The organism is Candidatus Melainabacteria bacterium, assembly GCA_003963305.1.
In the GTDB taxonomy this organism is placed as follows: Bacteria; Cyanobacteriota; Vampirovibrionia; order Obscuribacterales; family Obscuribacteraceae; genus PALSA-1081.
The window spans coordinates 12,595-30,731 of sequence record RXJR01000009.1 but is presented as its reverse complement, the minus strand read 5'-3'; the positions used below and the strand labels follow the sequence as shown (position 1 = coordinate 30,731).

Here is an 18,137-nt window from a genome sequence, read left to right as displayed (position 1 = left end):
TGGCTGCTGATTAGCTGGTTTGTTCAATGTTTAACAGGTAGTGACTGCAATGCATTTTTGAGATCGTCGGCAGCCAGTCCAAAAAGACATTCGGGGGCAGTGCGAGGCGAATCTATCGACATTGGAGTCGGGGTCGGGTTCGGGTTCGGGTTCTGACTTGCAAGAGAATTCGGGGGAAATTGACGGCTGCGTTTGATGCGGGAGATGATCGCGTTCATGGTATGAATGTCAGAGCCAAACCCGTCATGGCGATTAGCGGCGGAACGAGCGTCTTCCGGTTCGGCTTTGGGGTTGGGAGATTCGATTATGGTCGGATTTAGTCCTGGAAAATTCTCCAGGTAGGTGTCAAAGAACTTCTTCATCCCAATAATTGGGGTTTCGCGTTTGCCTTCAAATGAGTTCGAGACCAGGTAGAGAAATGATTTTGTATAGGGTGTTGGATAACAGTTATCGCCGCGTTCGCAATCTTCACTTAAGTGGAACTGGACATAAGACCTGACTTTGTTCTCTTTTACGTGCCGATAAACGAGTCGCTCGAAATCTTTAACAGTCAGAGCAGGTGCAAGAAAATAGAGGGAGTCGACAGTCAATTCTTCTGCTGTCAGTAACTGCAAAAGGTATGATTGAAAAATGGCACCTGCACTGTGCCCGATCAGGTGAAAACGAAGGCGTTTCCGTATGGAGTCCGGCAGATCATTCAATATGGCAATCAGTTTTGACAGTCCGCCATCGGCAGTGGTGCTAGCTTTCATTGCGTTTGACTTGAGGTCGTTCCACATCTGCGAGCCGGGCGTGGCGAGAATTGTCTCCACGCGTCTGTTCCACATCTCGCCAGAGAGGTTGTAGGCTGCGGCGCCGGCTCCTTGTTTTGTAAGCCAGTCAGAATAGATCTCATCAACTGTGCGTAGTTTTGCCGTCTCCCACATAAAGAAGATGGGAAATATTTGTTCTGCGAAGAGCTTGGGAATCCAACTCTTGGCTAGAGTTGCACCTTTCTCCTGGGAAATCAGACCCTCGTGTGCAAACAAACCTATATCAATGGGGGCTGTCTCCGTCAGTTTCCATTGAGTAATTGCATCTGGCAGGTAGCGAGTTAGAAGCTCTCGCACGTCACTTTCGCTGGTGTGGAAGAAGCCTGTTCCAGTCAACTTGCCATCCGAACCTAAATCCAGGATGTATGGATTGATGATTTGAGTTGCTATTGCATCGTTTGCCGAAAGCGCGGAGGCGCCCGCTGCAACTTGCAGTCTTTCGTAGGAAAGCCCTGAGTGGATCTGTTGGGCATCTTTGCTGACATTGACACCGAGCTGTGCCACCCACGCATCCATGCCGTTTGCTAGCCAATCCGGATATGAAATTCTGGCGAAGCCTTTGCAGCCCCAATTTTTGCCCCAGGAGTTGAGGAACCAGAATCCAACCTGGTCATATCCGACTATGAGAAATGCATGTCCGCCGATGATTTGAGCTTGCGGCTCGTAAGTTATAAATCCGTATTCTGAGACAGTGGACCATCCGTGGTGAACCAGGGCCGAGACAAAGATCATGCCCAACTCGGTTTCATTGAGAGCAGCGTGCATATCGGAGAGTTCGGTGTGTGCGACTCTAAAATAAGCCCCCAGCGGTCGTGAGAAGGCATCCTGCTGCCAGGCTAACTGGGGAGGTTCTAAATTCTGCCCCCAAAGCCTTTCCGATACAGCGCCGTTCGTAAACCAGGCTTTCATGGCGGCCCTGGCAGTCGACCCGCTGTCCAGGTCCTTACCTGGTATGTCGTCGTACAGACGTGCATAGTAGTAGAGCATTTGCGCTGAGATGCTTTCTTGTTGAAGCTCCTCGCTGATTCGTCCCGGTTGCTTGAAAAGGACTTCGATCATTGATGAAAGTGCAAAGCCTGTGCATGCCTGGCTGTCGCCCTGGTCCTTAACAAGTTCGTTGAATATGGGATTGCTGAATGGGCGATCGTTGAGTGACGGCAGCAAAAGTTTGAGCGTGGGATTGTAGATCCTGTCTCTTAAATCAGGCGCATCGGGTCTTACGTTCAGGTTTGTTACGGGAAGTGCTGTCACAGTTTTGCCCTGCACGGAACTGCGAGCGCTGTTTCGACGCGCTCGCACAATTACTTCACTTCGGATGCCTGGCGCAAAACTCGTTAGTCTGCACTTTCAAAATTCTTTCATATATTTGTCTTCATGTCGTGCATAGGCAACGTTAAAAATTCTGGTCATCGTGACATTTAAATCCGACATCGCAGGCGTTGCTTCGATTTGCGGCGATCTTAAATTTGAAAGTGATGATTGTTCTTCGTGGATTGTGAGTTGGTTGATTCTTGAACAAATCTGATTGATTGATTGATTGATGCAGTGCGACACGAAAGTGGCGCGATGTCGGGAAGGCTCTGATAAAGAGCTGTGTAAGCGGAGAAAATAATGGTGTGACACCTGATGCATCCACTTTGAATCACTACCAGGAGTGATCGGAAGATCACACTAAAGTGTGATCTTCTGTGTGAATGATGATTTTGCACCAATTGCGCTGGGCGAATATGCGAAACGAAGCACAGCGAACTCGCAATCAAGCTTCATTTAGCCTCATGCCTTGGTGGCTACTTCCACGGCGTTTAGCTGTTTCGTTGAAGCAAGAGGAACTATGTGGGAATAAGAATTGATATGACCAAGAAGTTTTGGAGGAGAAATTTGTTGTTGACTAAAAAATGTGTATCGAACTTCTGTCATATCAGTTTTGTTCATGCTATTACATTGTCACTATTCTGTTTGTTGATTATCGTTTCTCCGATTATGGCGCAAGTGCAAAGACCTGATAGTGTAAGAAAAGGTGACGGTGGCGACATTATTGCGCCACCTGATGGGAGGAAACGCCCCAAATTTCCCAGGGAAGGAAAGGGGATAAAGGGGGAGACTGGCGAGAAGCATACGAATCATTCTTCCAGTTCTGGAAGTTCAAAGGAGCGCAGCAAGGGAAAGTAGTTCTCACTGCTCTGTCGGCGGGGACCCAAGTCGATTTGGAACGTTTCGACATTTCTAATGTAGAGCGTTGTAGCATTTTTGAGACGAGGCACAATTGGTTGAGAATGCGAAAAAATCAGTCGTGGAGAGGTTGGGACTTTTTTGTTTTCAATTTTTAGAGGCTAAGCTTAAAAGTCGACGGAAGGCACAGTTCACCTTCGTTTTTAGTCTTGCGACAATACTAATCGTTTCAATTGTGTTTGTCAGTTTTATGAGTGAGCCGGATCTCAATTGGCAAAACCATTCTGAGATTGTTCTGAAATCTCGATTTGATCAAATGTTAGAGAGAAAGAGAAAGCCGTTATTTCCTTTCGAATTTCAAAGCGTTGAATTGTTTGCATTAGACGCTTCTGAGGAGAGTAAGCTCTCGTCCGACCCAAATATTCAATATCGTCGCATTCTTGCCGGCGACTATGAGGAACCAATCAAGAATCTGAGAATTCTATATCAGCATTCGACTCGGGAAAATAAATTTTGGATATGCATGAGTCTTTGCGAAGCGAATGTGCACTCAGGAAACTACGCAATGGCTGAACAGTACGCAAGAGAAGGGCTTACACTTTTGACACAGCTAGATGCCAAACACAGGCGAGACAACGATGCCATGGTACGAGCTGCAGCTGCTTATACTTATCTGGGCGAGGCCTCTTTATTTCAAAGAGACTACAAAAGAGCGGAAAAGTATTTCGAACAGGCCAAACATCATTTGTCTGGTTTAAGTTATAAAGATCAGATCTATGCGGCAGAGACTAACTTCTATCAAGGCCTGACTCAGTTTCTTTTAGAGCGCCCCGCTACGGCGAAGTCACTTTTCTACAGATGTATGCAGCCATTAGACCAACACGTTTCGAGCGACAAGCAAGTAGAAAACGCAATTTGCGAAAATGCTTCTGTATGTCAGTTTTGGCTAGCGCTTCTTTATCAGCAAAATGGTAATCTCAAGCAAGCTTTGGAAAGTTATGAGAGGTTAGATTCTATGCGGCAATCTCACCCGCACCAGGTTGATTCAATTGTTGATATTGAACTGATAGAGCGGTGCAGAGAATCGCTAGGTCCCAAGTGGAGACATCTCTTCTTCTTTCGACCACTTCTAGATTTCATTGCTAATGGTAGAAAGATTTGGGTTGGGAAATAGAGTGAATAAATCAGAACAAGCTGGGGCTTAGTAGAGGTCTCGGCGCATAAGACTATTGCTTTACCGTTCTATTCTTCTTAGTCAGACTAGGAGATAACAATAAGTCAGCGATCGCTGCTGTGACAGGAAGATTAGCGTCTGATTCCAAAAACAGAAATTGACCCGAAGGATTGATTTCAAGAAAAAACAGTTCGCCGCCACTATCCTCTCTGAGATCGATAGAACCTGTGTGTAAACCCAATCTAGACAATAACATTTTTAGTTTTGCCTCGACAGCTTTGTGCAGCTTTGTGGGTTCGTAGGTGCAGAGCGGGTCAAGTCTCCAGTCTATGAGTTCTTCGTGTTGAGTAAGTACATTGACCGAGAAAACTTTAGAGTTAGCTATAAAGACTCTGATATCGCGTCCCCGTTCGATGCATTCCTGAAAGATAACCGGAGCCATTATCAATTCCTCAGGCTGTAGCTGGTCATCAACCAGACGGGTCTCACCCAAGTGCGTGGGACATGGCGTGAGGGATTTGTATATACAGCGCTTTGACCTAGCCTTGCAAGAATCCCGAAATTGGATCATGGCTTTATAGTCATTGGTAATAATAGTTCTAGGAATTTGTAGACCAATTTGTCTCGCAACTGCCAGTTGATAAGGCTTGAGATTTGCTAATGTCTCTCGCGCTGGGTCATTGAAAATGGGACACCCAGCACTATGGAGGCTGCCAAAGAGAGCAGAGCGTTTTTCTGCGACTACGAATTTCTGCACGTTATAATCAGGGGACGCAGTTGTCGGTGAATGTGCTCGTCGCCACCAGATCGAAGTTGGGTCGATTCGATGTCCTTTCCATTCTAATAAGTGCGAATTACAGTTTATGTCGTAACTGAATAGTTCATTGTTCAGCCAACGCGAGTCGACTATTAAAGCCTTTTGCCCGCGTTGCTGAATTCTTTCAGCCACTGCTAGAGCGTGTACATCGTTCTGGGGCGCAATAATTAGAACGCTAGCCATCTGCTATATCGGCCGCATGATCAGTGTTTAATTCAGCAGATGGATCCTCCAGTGAATCAGTCGAAATTTGGCTAATACCGAATTTTGATGATTTGGTTTCCACACTGGTGGCAACCATTGTTGCCGCCTTAGTATCATAGGCAGTGTCAAAGGTCCGCGCATTTGGTGCCGCGCGTTTTTCATCAGCGCTGTAATCAGTGGTTATGTCAATCGACGTTTCTTGAGCATAATCGGTTGTAATTACTGGCTTTCCCATGTCTTGAGTGTTTGTGTCATGAGCCGTCTGGTAACTTGTTGTCTCTTTTGAGTCGTAGCCAGTTGTGCTGTTGTAAAGCACCTGGTCGTCTAGCACCTTGCTGGGCGATAGATTTCCCAGACCCGCTTGCTCCATGGTTTGGCGGCGCGCTGAATCTCGAGATTGTATTTGGTTTTCTGGAACGGAGTACGCTTTCGCTGCGCTTTGCGAGGACATGACTGTAGGTTTTTTTGAATCGGTTTCCAAGTTCTCTGCTGGATCTTTGCTTATGCGGAGGATATTACAGTCTTTTAGAATGGTTAACTTCACGGGTATTGCATTATCTGGGGCGGAGACAGTTAGGCTGTTGTCAAATTCAACAGCTGCAATATCGTTTTTGCGAATTAGATATTGCTCTTCGCCGCGTCGCACAAGCAAAACGTTTTGTCCATGTCCTAGAACCAGGGCTGTTAGTGTGATGGTACTGGAAAGCGCTTGCCTACCTGAATACTGCAAATCTTGATGTAATGCTTCTTCTAGATTGGTAACTAAGTATTTCGTTGTAAGCTCGTCTATTTTCATCATCGTATCCCATAATGCGGACTCAGCTATTGTTCCGAAGCGAGCCTTTTACTGATATGTAAATATTACTTTGTGTGCTTCTTCGTTGCTGAAGGTCAGTGTAGTAAAAGAGTTGCTAAAGTCGCTGTATCGCAAGTAGTTCGCCACACGTTTGCAGGCAACGGTGACCTCTTTCAAGGTATCAGCGAGTTGTTTGGCCACCGGAGCCTTGGGGTCTGTCAGGCTGTTTTGTGAAGCTTCGATTGAATTTTTAAGTGCTTGTAGATCGTCATTTAGTAAACGCAACCCGGCGCTGAAGATTGGAATGCCTCGATCGACGGCAGTGATTAGAAGCTGCGCAATACGCGCAAGGTCGTTACTTGATACCTCTGATTTCAATTCAACGATCTGGCGGTGCGCGTTTATAATGGCTCCGTCCGAAATATATGGAAAGAAATTGGAAAGATTGTCACACCAGTCTAGAGGCATACGTGTCCAGGCGGATGTTCGTGTAAGTAGATAAGCAGCAGCCAGAGCGGCGCCCAAGTCTAACATCTTATCCTTGAACATTTGTTGAGCTTCTTCTATTACAGGGCCGCTAACCTTCTGTGCTGATTCTATGTCTCCTAATTTCATGTAACTGAGAAGGGCTTGAGCTCTTTTGTTTTGCAGGTTGACACCAATGGTGACTTGATCAATTGAGGTGATATCTGGCGTTGCCCAGTAAAGATCAAGTGACAGTACATCATGTTGCTCCCGTCTGGACAGCGGTGGCAACATGACTGACTTTACAGATCCGCCGATGCGTAATTCTGCAACTGTTGATCTATCAAAATTTTGTCCCCCAAATGAAAGAATGAGATGAAAGGCATCACTAATCTGTTGGACGCTCATGTCCGATTTGTACAGTAAGATGGATTTGTTGCTGAATTGGGGGTAGAAAAATTGCCAGTCCATTTTTGACGCATTTGCCGCTTTTGCAATTGGGTCGCTGCCAGAAAACTTTTCAAGCAAGGTGGTGTATTGCTTCAGATTGAGCGAATGACCTAAGAGTGTTTGGCTGCCGAGCCACTCATGTGGTGAATTATCGTATGGAACCAAAAGGGTTGTTTGTTTGTCAGTTTCAATTTGAAAAGGCTGCATCAATGTCTTACCAGACGGCAGCCTGACAGTAAACAGATAATTGCCTGGCGGTGTTTGCGTTGAATCGATATTAATTGAGGTATCTGATGCTCGAGTGTCCATGGTGATCGAACCATCAGCAATCTGCTCAAGGGCTTGATTGATGATCTTATAGTGAACCGGATAGCCCTTCCAATCCGATGGAACCTGGCTGAAATCGAGTTTCATTTGTGAAATCATGATAGGTCAAGCGTCCTGTCTTCTTTGGGGGGGAAAACGTAGATTTCTTCTCTGGGGAGTTCCCGGCTTTTGTCCAAGAAGGTGGTTTCTAAGATATATGAGGCGGCGGGAACGTTCAATTGCCATGCGTCGGGTGCGGGCGGCACTCTTTGTTGCTCAGTGCCAAGCAGGCTGTTTGTGATTTTGAAGATTAGCTTCGGCAAAGTTGTCATTGGTTTACAGCTCAAAGTGAGTCTGACGGTAGGAGGGCTGTCCAGAGTGTAGAGAACACTGTTTTCAGTGAGCCTATCGCCGCCGCTGATGCAGATCTGATTATTGACAGGATCCGAGTTTAGCAACTCTTTCATATCCGCAATAAGCTTGCCCGTAGTTACTTTCCAGATCCCATTGTCCTTAGTGGCAGCAGATCTGAAGCAGTCAATCAAAGTTTTGGTAAAACGTGTGGCCGAACCATCTGTGGGCGCCCAGGCAGTAGTTGTGCTAAGGGTAGAGTATAGAATCGGTGCTTCTCTTTGGCTTTTATCTGTGATTAATGGCGCAAGCAGTGTTATGCCTTCTATATTCTCTCTTGCAGTTGCCGTGCTAGGTACGGTGCGACAGCTATCGACGAAATAGAGTTGAGTAGTCGGTTTAGCCTGTTTCATGCCGCTATAAAAATAGTTGAAATTGAAACTATTTTCGAAAAGTAAATCACGGTCCTCACCGAAGTCTTCTAAGAGAAGGTGTACGTCACCTTTTTCAAAGCCATGCCCGCAGAAATAAAAAAGAGCGATATTATTTTTCATCTGTGCTTCCAGTTCCGCAGAAGCTTTGATTTCAGTGCCGTTTCCATCTACTCGCGTGCCGTTTAAACGTCTGAACCAACTTTTAAATGCCGGCTTCAGGGATCTTGAATCGGCTCGACCATCAACAGTCGTTTTGCTTCCATCCTTGAGTGTCAGTTCGATTTTTTCAGGGCTGGAGACGAGCAATTCGATTGAACCCAACGGGGTTTGACTTTTATAATCGTGTATGAGCCAGTTGGCCAGGGCAATAGCAGAGATAGGCGCGGCTTTCAGTTGTCCCATGGCGAACGGTAATTTAGGCCCGGGGGAGCTGCCATCTTCCAGAAAGGTGTAAGACTCGACTGCGATGATGAACGCATGAAGTTTCGGACCTGGAGAATTGTCGACTATGACTGAGCTCATTACTTGGCTCCAGCAGCCGCAGGAAGCAAATCTGCTATGCGGATACCTAGGCGGTCATAGAAAGAGAACCGTTCAAAATAGCCGCCGTGTGCACCAGTTACACCAAATCCAGTATCATATTCAAAATCTTCTACATCATCGAAAATTGCTGACGCGTTATAGCCGAAGATATCGTTTTTGTCAAAACAATTGATCCATTTTCTGATAATGGTCGGTTTAGAGATTCTAGAATCTTTTCCAATCTGCTGGGGTAGTTTTACTCCAGAAAACATGTCTATCTCTTGAAACATTGAAAATTGAGAACCGACAGTGATCAGAAGATCAATATCAAATCTTGGATTCACGTATGACAAAAAATCTGTGCAGAGGTCGTACATGATGTTGCCACCCATGCTGTGCGCCATGACAATCAGATAAGGATCGTCTTTGGTCTTGGCATTATTGCCATCAATTAATGCTTGAAGAACGATGCTCGGGATTACATCTGAAACCAGACCATTGCGAATCGCCACTGGATCCACAGGCGCCGCTGGTTTTCGGCGCGCTTTGTCTTTATCAATCCAGCGGTTTTTGAAATAGACGAATGCATCACCTAGAAAAAGAGTTGCTTGTTCTTGCAATTTCTCTCGGGCCAGAGTGAGGATTGCTTGACTGGTTCTGTCATCTACACTGTTGCCGATTCTAGCGGCTGTTTCCTTCAGTCGTTCCCAAACGTTTCCGAATCCCATAGCGGCCGCCCCGGGATGAGCATTGGACTTTTCTACTTCCCTGCTTAGTCTATAGATAAAGGTATCGTCGTCATCAACTTCTGTCAGCCAGTTTGGGAATTCATTTTCTTTGGCGAAACGCCCCACAGCACTGCCAGCTGGCGTGAATTCTTTCAAATCAGCTTCGGTTGCCCCCTCTCGCACTAGTTGCAGCATCAAGACGTCCAGGGCCGCTGTAATACCATTCTTTCTAGCTATTTTGAGAATGATAGCTTTGTCGTTGGCAGTGAAATCAATCTTCGAATTGACAGTATCAGCTATAGCGTTTTCTGCTGCTCCCATGGCTGCGAACTTGTCCCCATACCTTGGCATTGAACGGTTCTGCCATCGAGGCGTTGCTCCCTCACCGCCCCAGTATGGGTCAAAAAAGGCCAGTTGTTTCGTTTGACTAAAGGCCAACTTTGGAAATGTGACTTGTGATAAGAATTTGTGGCGGGCATTGACGCCTTTGTCGTAAGCGTCGCCGGCTCTTGTATTGACTCCGTGAACGAAAACAAATGGCATGATAAATCTCCGCCTGATTGATAGGTGAGCTGAGCGTTGAGGCAGAACGCCAAAGCGCGATAAAAGCGATGGTGTTTACGGGATGCCTTGAGCCCTGGCAATCAGAAGCGGCAAAATCTGAGTATTAGTTGCTGAGCACTTAAGTAATAATTTCACAACAAACGCATGAATGGAAGTAAGTGTCAGCTTAAATTTTCAAGGTGGGTGTCGCCAAATTAGACTCGAAGTCCAGGAGTTCATATCGAGGCAAGCAACCCTAATTTTGTACTGACACCGAGCGTGATACTGGAATTCGATGGATTCAGAGTTAGAGCAATTTTGACAATGAATGAACATGAGCGATTTTCATTGATTTCGGTTGTGCGTGGATCGTGGGTGATTTCACCTTGCTTCTCACTGGTTTTCTATGAACCGATCACTTGATTGTGTCGACTATATCTGAATAAGAGTATTGATGCGAATAACGGCTGACTCGGTTAGACTTCAGTATGTTTCTTTGGCGACAGGCCCGTTGTTTTATTCGTCGTTCCTTGGGAAGAGAACGAAGTAGATGTTGTTTTAGTCGAAATTCCACGCTCACGAAGCTCAAAGTTAAGAGGACAGACATGATATGGCTCAATTCCTGATTAGAAAAAATGCCAGCGGACATTACTGGTTTGTATTGAAAGCAAATAACCACAAAATTGTTCTACAGTCGCAGATGTACGAAACAGATGCAGGCGCGCGGAAAGGCATCGCCGCCATAAAACGCGATGCCGCTGACGCAGTCATCGTTGATGAAACCCATAAGCATTCTGATAGAGAAACAAATCTCGACAACTACGTAGATTAAGGGCAGCATTTTACCGGGCTGGAGATCGGACTAAACTTATAGCGGCATCGCCTACCAAGGCTTGAATAAGTCAGTGACGAATTTTGGTTTCTATACAAAGAAAAAATGCAAATAGCCGGCAAAGACTCCGCCCTGTTGGTAAATTCGCTGTCCTATTAGCCGTAGATCGCTCTTTCCTTAATTTGCTTCTTGAATCACTTTAGAGATCGCACGTTCGATCAAACGATCAAACGTGCGATCAAACTTGCGCAATAGAAATCACCATTTTGAGTGATGGGGATCACGCTTGAGGATTAATCAATTGTGTTGATAGGATCCAAGTAACAGGACTTGTAAAAGTGAAAGATTGAGAGTGACGCGTTCTTGTTATATAATCGGTCACGGAGTCTTCTGTTCTTGTCCTGCTCAAGCGGCTTTGATATCGCTTGCTTTTGGCTTGGTTGAACTGATTAAGTTAGATTGTTGCTTCCTGATGTTCGAGAGCGACCTGATAGCTGTCGTTATCAGTCGCTATCAATTGATTTGAAGTTTTGGTAGCGGCAAAGATATTTTTGGGAGCGTCAATTGGCACGCTTGGAACCAAACAAACTGGGTGTGATGAGCGGCTTAAGCACAAGCTTAAGCGAGGTTGGGAGGCGTTTTTAAAAGGCGTCAAACATTTCGGCAGATTGGAGAGACTATATGAAAGTAACAGGTTTGAGTTCGAAGTGTAATGCAAAATTCGTAAAAGAACCTTTCTTTCAGGAGGGTAAGTCTGGCGCAGGCAGGAAAAATACGCATGGATTGCGGTCTGCAGTCAAGTGTGGGGTATTGTTTACTGGTGTGGTTTCAACACTGACCGGTTGCCAGTTGGACCAATTCAAAAGTAATCTCGCCGTTTACGATGCTGCCAATCAGACACTCACAGAAGCACTGACGGCATACTTTATAAATGCGAATGATGCGCATAGAATGCTCTATTTCCAGGATCTGAAAATTCATCCTGATGCGTTTGTGATGACGGAAAACTCGGCTGTTGAAGTACAAATTGGTCAAAGTGGTGTAAAGGGTCAAAGTGGAGTAACCGATGATCAGTCAGTGTTCGTGCAGAGTAGTAAAAATGATGCAAGTGATGGAGATACTAGTGATAAGGATGTTGTTGAAGTGCAAGCGGGAGAGAAGGGATACATCACATTGTTGATGACTGGCAAATTGAAAGATGAGGAGAAATCAAAAGCTGATAAAGGTAAACGGATTGCCAGGCAAACTGGTTTGTGCAGTCTTTACAGTGATGAAGCCATCAAAGCTCATCTTCATGCCATCAATATTGTCTCTCAATACAGTAAAGCGCTGGCATCCATCTCCACTACATCAGCTGTAGATGACGCTAAGAATCAACTGGCGTCACTGAAGGACAATGTCACCAAAGTGGCCGGCGAGATAGACAAATTAAAAGGAAACGGTTCATCAGTGGCAGCAATTGCCGGTCCCGTGTCGGGAATCGCACAAATAGTTGGTAATTGGGCAATCGATAAAATGCAGCTAGAAGATATCAAAAAATCCATCAGGATTTGTCATGGCCCGATGCAAGAACTTATACTTGGATTGGCTAGTTCTGTTGATGCTTCGTCGGTCAGTATCAAAACAGCGACTGGATTTGTAGAAAGTGATTTTCAAAAGTTGATCAATCGTCATCTGACAACAGCTCTCTCTTCGCAGGAATCAAGCGCAAGAGGTGATGACGATGCTCTAGTCAAACTGCTTAAAGACGGCGATCTAAGACAGAGTATGCTTGCCGATTTTGCAACCAGTCGGTTGCAGGTGGACAGAGCACGGGCGGTCTCGGGAGCGGAAGTATTTAAAAGGCTGGCAGCAGTAGAAAATGATTTAAATGTCTTAGCCCAGAAGAAAGGACGAACAAAAAAGGATGAAGAGAGCTGGACGAAACTGGACAGTGATTTAAGGCTTTATGTGGAAGCCGCAAATGAGTTCAAAAGAAATGTTGATAACAGCAATTCGCTGTTCAAAGCTGAGGTGAAGTGATGACTTACTTATTGGCCGGGGTGCAAAAGTACGAAGATATTGAGGGCGACAATAAACAACAGATGTTGCACAGATTGGAGTGGTGCTTTGATTTTTGCAAAGCAATTTCGGATAACATCGACGTGCCTGAGGAGATGCAAGACCGCTATCAAGAACGCGCAGAACGAGCAAATGAGCGTATCCAAGCGCTTTCAAGAGAAATAATCGAAGAAAATTCAGACAAGGTGAATGAAGCATCGAGTGAATTGGCAGAAAGTGTGGGACAGATTAACGAAATGATGCAACAACTTGTGAATTTAGCAAAGGCACTCGAGGTACTTAACCAGGTTTTGACGATCGTCGATCAGTCTTTGGCTATTGCAGCTTCTTTAGCTCCTTAGATGTTGCTCTGAATGTATCTTAGTTATTTTTGTTAGATCTGATAAGTTGATGATTTTGAATACCTGAATATGTTCGTCAGTGGATGAGCACTTCTAATGATTGATGTGCTTCTTACTACGGTAACTTTGGTTGCAGGCTCTGGTTCAGGTAAGGATAAAAGAAGTAAGCGTACTGAGTATCCAGTCGCTGGCATTCTTTCATGATGTCCAGGCGAGTGGTTTTATTTCTGGGGTGGGATTTGTAGAAGGCGTTCCATGCCAGGCGCATTTGGCTGCGATGCAATAGGGCTCGGCCGCTTCCGCAGATGCCTCGCAGGTTGCGAATATCCGTGACCACTTCTGCGCTGGAAAATAAGCCGGGGTAATTGTTCAGCACTGACTGTTCTATAGCATGGTGCACCTCGATGATACTGGCATAGGGAGCCAGCTGCGGGTACTGTCTGAAAAATATGTCTCGATAATTTTGTGTAGTTGGAGTAAAGGTGCGTTTCTTCAGGTCCAGAGTCCATGATGTTGTTGCCATAAAGTGTGGAGCCGGGCAATCTTGATCGCCTGTGTCAGTTTTGTGTGGCAGTGGCAGTGGAACAGGTTCGTCGTCATCGTCCGATTTTTCTTCTTTCTTCGGTTGTGGTTGAGGTTGTAATGGAATGACGGCTGGTTTCTTTTTCTCCTTCACCTCTTTGTCAATCAGTGGCTGAAGAGTTCTGAGCAGTGCGGCGGCAGCGTAGAGCAGTTCCTTAGCCTTGCGCATAAGTTCATTGCCCTGTTGTACTTTCTGGGCATTGTGCCAATCCTGATAGTCAGTGGCACCTTGCTGTATCAACTGTTCGGCAGACTTGAAGTCTTGTAGGACTTCGGACGTGCAACTGACTTCTGAAATAATTTCATAATCGGAATCAAGTCTTTGTCTGTTTCTTTCGAGAGTTTGAAGTCCTTGTGGTCCGATCAGGCAAGTGGACAAAATGTGATAAACGTCTGAGATGGCTGTTTCGATTTTATATGCGTCAGAATTATCCTGTACGAGACGGCGGGTGTTCGTGGGAGCGGCGGGCGTTGTGACCGGATTAGTGCCGGGAGTTGTGACCGGATTAGTGCCGGTAGTTGGATTCTTACTAGTGCCGGGATTAGTAACGGTATCCCGATTAGTAATTATGTTCTGAGTTTTGACTTGATCAGTAACTTTTGTTTGGGGTTCAGCGGCGAGTGAGGCAGTGCCTGTAAGTTGTTGAAGGAGGATACCGCCGATTAGCAGGCGGGACGTGGTTTTCTCTGGGAGTTGCGGGCGTTTAATCAAGTCAATATGCTCGGGAAATAATCGGATTTGGGAACGGCATTACTGGCGACACCAGGCGATGCCGTTCCAGGGATCGGCAACCGCTTCGGTTTGGGAAGCGGACTGGAGATAAATGTTGAAGTCGACTGCAGGCGGGTCGACTGCGGGCGGGTCATCTGTTTGCGCATCGGGATTGAACATTTGCACAATCGTCACATTGTAGATATCCGGCTTGACTGTTAAGCAGAATCGGAGCTTGCCGGGGCTATCTATTCTTTCGTCTTCAAACTGTGCCACCATGGACAGTGTTTCGTAGTTAACCAGGTAAAGTGTACCTGATGTTTGAATGGGTCCTGTGATCGAGCGAAAGCCCTGGGCGGCTTCGCGAGATCTGTCATCATCGTCGCTGATGCGGACCCTCCAGATTCCTTCGAACCCTGTTTCCCAGATAAGTAGTTGCCTGAGTGTCATAGCCTCGCGGAACCGCTCGACTATCTGTTCGTAGGTCCAGTCCCTGTCGATGAATCCCTGGTATGCAACCGGGTCGACCAGCGCCAGCATGCCGGTGTCGTCTGTGATTTTACCGCTCCAGAGTAGTGTCAATGTCATGTCCGTCCTTGGGTACTTCGGCATTTTATCAAGGCTGGGCCTGTAGAGTCTGAAAACAGGAGTGTTTACGACCGGGCTAACAGGCAAGCACCTAAAAGTCTGTCAGCTCACGAAATTACAGAATCGTCAGAATCGTCGGCGTGTCGAATTTAATCGACATCGACAATCGACGACACTTTTTTAATCTTGCTTTTAATCTGAGCGGCAAAAGTGAAGGTCGTCAACTGGCGACATTGCCATGACGTCGATGGAGACGTCCACGGGACGCCTGTTGAGCGTTAATCAAAGCTTGTCTTTGATCGCTCATCGAGATGGTTATGACGATCACTCTTTGTGATTACTTGCGGTCACACTAAATAGCTAAATGGCAACTCCGTTTTATAGACTGATTTTAGTCAAACTGGTCCAGGAGTAAGACAGAAAGCCATTTTGCAAGTACCGAGAATTCAGGCAAAACCGCGAAGATAAAATTATGCGATTTATTGGACTGTCACGAATTTTCTGCAAGGACTCTTCTGCTAAACTTTCGCGAATTCACTCAGCGGTGGGGAAGCGCTCATGCATTGGACGAGCGGAATTATTTATTCAGTGCTCAGGACTGTAATAAGTCGGTTTGCGATCATTTTTGTCAGCGGGATCGCTGCTTGCACTTGTTTGCTGATCGGAGTGACAGCAGCTGAGGCGCAGGTGTTTACTGTCGCCGACATAGGCTACACCCCAACACCTGGTACCTTCGCTCTCAATACAGGCGTCACACCGCCTACTTACTCCACCGGGGGCTCGGGGTCCGGCATAGCTGACAAGCTGACATTTGCCAGGACGACAAGTTCAGGCAACACAGAGATTCGCGGACGCATTACAAGCCAGAGCAGTGCGACGAGCGGTGCGTATACGGGCTTGATGATACGCGAGTCGGATATCAGCCAGAGCTGTGCTATGGCATCAGTCGGTGTAACTGTCAGCGGCACAGTCTCATTTCAGTACCGTCCGACTATCAATGCATCTGTCACCACCGTTACAGGACCGACGGTGACTTTGCCGGTCTATGTGCGACTGGCAAAAAACGGCGACACGATCAGCGCCTATTATTCACAATCAGATCCGCAGAATATGACGTTGCTCGGCAGTTACACGCAAACCAATGCCATGCCGAATCTGTATTACACAGGCTTCACCTCGTACAGCACTACGTCAGCCTTGAATACCGGGGTAATGGACTACGTTTCTTTGATGACTTCGGTGCCGCAACAAAGCAGTAACTTGAAATTATGGTTAAGGGGAGATTTAGGAATCACGTCTTCGGCAGGGGCAATTTCCAGCTGGGCAGATTCCAGTTCGTTTGGGCACAATGCCACCCAGACGACTGCCGGGCTGAAACCGACTCTGGTGACGGGTGTTCTGAATAACGGCGTACAACCGGCGGTGAATTTCAGTGGTTCTCAGTACCTGAACCTGGCGGCAAATTATGCAGACCTGAACAATGGTGCTTCGATCTTTGTTGTGGTGAAACCATCGAGCACGTCGGCGACTGGCACTCCGGTGTCTTTTTCAAATACGTCTAATGCGGATGCAATTTTTGCGCAGACGGTCGGCACGCAGGGTTCTCTTTCGTCATTTGCCGGAACCACGGGCAGTACCGTGACTACAACCACCAACCCACTTTCTACATCCCAATATAAATTGCTAGAGGAGACGCTGGTGCCAGGCGTAACAGCAGGCACAGCCGTTGGCACGATTTTTGTGAACGGCAGTCAGATAGTTCAAAGCACGACGATGCAGAATCTTGCCAACACGACGCGAAACACCTGCAATATCGGAGCTGGAGTGGGAGCGACAAACATCTTTAGCGGTAGCATTGCAGAGATTCTTGTCTACAACAATGTCAGCAATGCTCAAAGAGGCATGGTTGAGGCTTACATCCTGAGTAAGTATGGAGTAGGCGTGGCGCCGACTCTAGACACTCCAACACTATCTATTACGAATGCAGTTGTTGCTCCAGGTCAAACTGTGACTGCAACACAGGACCAAAATGCGACAGTATTTTTCACCACCAGCGGCGGGACTGTTCCAAATTCTACTTCTCAATGGTTCGGCACCAATCCGATTGTGCTGAATAACATTCAAACTGTGAAGGCAGTGGCGATAGCGCCTAACTTCAACAACAGTCCCGTGTTGACGTCGACATTTACAGTCGATCCGACCACCGCCGGTGTGCCAAGAAATGGGCTGTCGCTCTGGCTAAGATCTGACCAGGGCGTGGTCGGAAGTGGCAGTGTTTCGGAGTGGGACGATTGTTCCGGCTCGGGAAACAATGCTACGCAGACAGTTTCTGGCAACAGACCAACATTCAGCACAAATTCGGTGAACGGATTACCGGCAATTACATTTGGTGCGTCTCAGTTCTTTGCCCTACCAGCGGGCTTTTCAGATTTCACAGCTGGAGCTTCAATTTTTGCGATCTTGAAACCGACTTCTGTTACAGCCGGTGCGAGAATTCTTGACCTGGGCAATGGTGCGACCGCAAACAATCTGCAACTACAAGAGCCGTCCACGAATGGCGCCGCGCTGTATACATACAATGGCTCGTCGCCTCTGAGTGTTACGGCGTCAAGTGCGCTGACGCTGAATCAATTTCAGCTGCTAGAAGCCGTTCATAACGGCGCGGCATCGGGCACTATCTATACGAATTCGATGCAACAGGCGCAGGGGTCACTAAATAATCTGCTCAATGTGACGAGGTCGAATAATTTTCTTGGTCAGGGAAGCGGCGGTGGCAACAATTACATAGGTCAAATTGCCGAACTGATGCTGTTTAATCGGGGCGTCACGGCTGCCGAGCGCGCAGCGATTGAGGCGTACTTGATCAACCGGAACCAGGTTCTGAATGCTAACTCGGCGCCTGCGCCTGTCTTCAGCATTGGAACATCGACACTGACAGCACCGGCAACGGTGGCTATTGAAGGACCATCAGACTCAATTTTCTTCATAACCCAGGACGGAAGCACTCCAACGACTAGCTCGCCCGTTTATTCGGGTCCGGTTCTTATCAAATTCACGCAAACACTGAAAGCAATAGCCGTAAACAAAGGTGTGCAAAGTGCTGTCACTTCGGCGACGTATACGCTCGACTCTACGAACTATCCGGCACCGGGTGCCACCAGCACTCCCTTGCAGCTTGATTTGCAACTGCCAAACCAGAGCATTCCTCAAGATAACAATCAGCGCTAGTCAACACAAAAGAGACAACGAA

13 protein-coding genes are annotated in these 18,137 nt (G+C 46.8%); 5 read left to right on the top strand and 8 right to left on the bottom strand.

Going from position 1 to position 18,137, the window contains the following annotated elements; translation table 11 throughout:
• Positions 1–23: 23 nt before the first annotated feature.
• On the bottom strand, positions 24–2,063 hold the full coding sequence (locus EKK48_10185) for a hypothetical protein (protein RTL42353.1): 2,040 nt from the start codon (positions 2,061–2,063) through the stop codon (positions 24–26).
• A 1,012-nt stretch (positions 2,064–3,075) separates the two neighbouring features.
• On the opposite strand from EKK48_10185, the gene EKK48_10180 reads away from it, so the two are divergent.
• Entirely contained in the window at positions 3,076–4,155 is a 1,080-nt protein-coding gene (locus EKK48_10180) for a hypothetical protein (protein RTL42352.1), read from the top strand.
• 52 nt (positions 4,156–4,207) lie between these two features.
• Here the strand turns inward: EKK48_10180 and EKK48_10175 are convergent, their stop codons facing one another.
• From EKK48_10175 to EKK48_10155, 5 genes are all read right to left on the bottom strand, one after another.
• A complete protein-coding gene (locus EKK48_10175) occupies positions 4,208–4,597 on the bottom strand; it encodes a hypothetical protein (protein RTL42351.1) in 390 nt (129 codons plus the stop codon).
• A 550-nt stretch (positions 4,598–5,147) separates the two neighbouring features.
• Complete coding sequence (locus EKK48_10170; GenBank protein ID RTL42350.1) at positions 5,148–5,975, bottom strand: hypothetical protein; 828 nt, start codon at positions 5,973–5,975, stop codon at positions 5,148–5,150.
• Positions 5,976–6,020: 45 nt separating this feature from the next.
• Positions 6,021–7,094: a hypothetical protein gene (locus tag EKK48_10165; GenBank protein RTL42349.1), complete on the bottom strand. Its 1,074-nt coding sequence runs from the start codon at positions 7,092–7,094 to the stop codon at positions 6,021–6,023.
• Between the two features lie 215 nt (positions 7,095–7,309).
• Positions 7,310–8,500, bottom strand: coding sequence for a caspase family protein (locus EKK48_10160; protein RTL42348.1), 1,191 nt, complete (start codon positions 8,498–8,500; stop codon positions 7,310–7,312).
• Complete coding sequence (locus tag EKK48_10155) at positions 8,500–9,771, bottom strand: hypothetical protein (protein RTL42347.1); 1,272 nt, start codon at positions 9,769–9,771, stop codon at positions 8,500–8,502. The genes EKK48_10160 and EKK48_10155 overlap by 1 nt, the downstream gene beginning before the upstream one ends.
• Before the next feature lie 610 nt (positions 9,772–10,381).
• On the opposite strand from EKK48_10155, the gene EKK48_10150 reads away from it, so the two are divergent.
• The 3 genes from EKK48_10150 to EKK48_10140 all read left to right on the top strand — a co-directional run bounded on the left by EKK48_10150 (position 10,382) and on the right by EKK48_10140 (position 13,005).
• Positions 10,382–10,603 (top strand): DUF1508 domain-containing protein, encoded by a 222-nt coding sequence (locus EKK48_10150; protein ID RTL42346.1) that lies wholly within the window; start codon positions 10,382–10,384, stop codon positions 10,601–10,603.
• Positions 10,604–11,284: 681 nt separating this feature from the next.
• Entirely contained in the window at positions 11,285–12,625 is a 1,341-nt protein-coding gene (locus tag EKK48_10145; protein ID RTL42345.1) for a hypothetical protein, read from the top strand.
• Positions 12,625–13,005 carry a hypothetical protein gene (locus tag EKK48_10140; protein ID RTL42344.1) on the top strand — a complete coding sequence of 127 codons (381 nt, stop codon included), beginning with the start codon at positions 12,625–12,627 and terminating at the stop codon, positions 13,003–13,005. The genes EKK48_10145 and EKK48_10140 overlap by 1 nt, the downstream gene beginning before the upstream one ends.
• Before the next feature lie 115 nt (positions 13,006–13,120).
• Here the strand turns inward: EKK48_10140 and EKK48_10135 are convergent, their stop codons facing one another.
• Together EKK48_10135 and EKK48_10130 are read right to left on the bottom strand one after the other, a co-directional pair.
• Entirely contained in the window at positions 13,121–14,299 is a 1,179-nt protein-coding gene (locus EKK48_10135) for a hypothetical protein (protein ID RTL42343.1), read from the bottom strand.
• A gap of 39 nt (positions 14,300–14,338) precedes the next feature.
• Entirely contained in the window at positions 14,339–14,887 is a 549-nt protein-coding gene (locus EKK48_10130; protein ID RTL42342.1) for a hypothetical protein, read from the bottom strand.
• A 558-nt stretch (positions 14,888–15,445) separates the two neighbouring features.
• Here EKK48_10130 and EKK48_10125 point away from each other — a divergent pair.
• Positions 15,446–18,115, top strand: coding sequence for a hypothetical protein (locus EKK48_10125; protein RTL42341.1), 2,670 nt, complete (start codon positions 15,446–15,448; stop codon positions 18,113–18,115).
• The last annotated feature ends 22 nt before the right edge of the window (positions 18,116–18,137 follow it).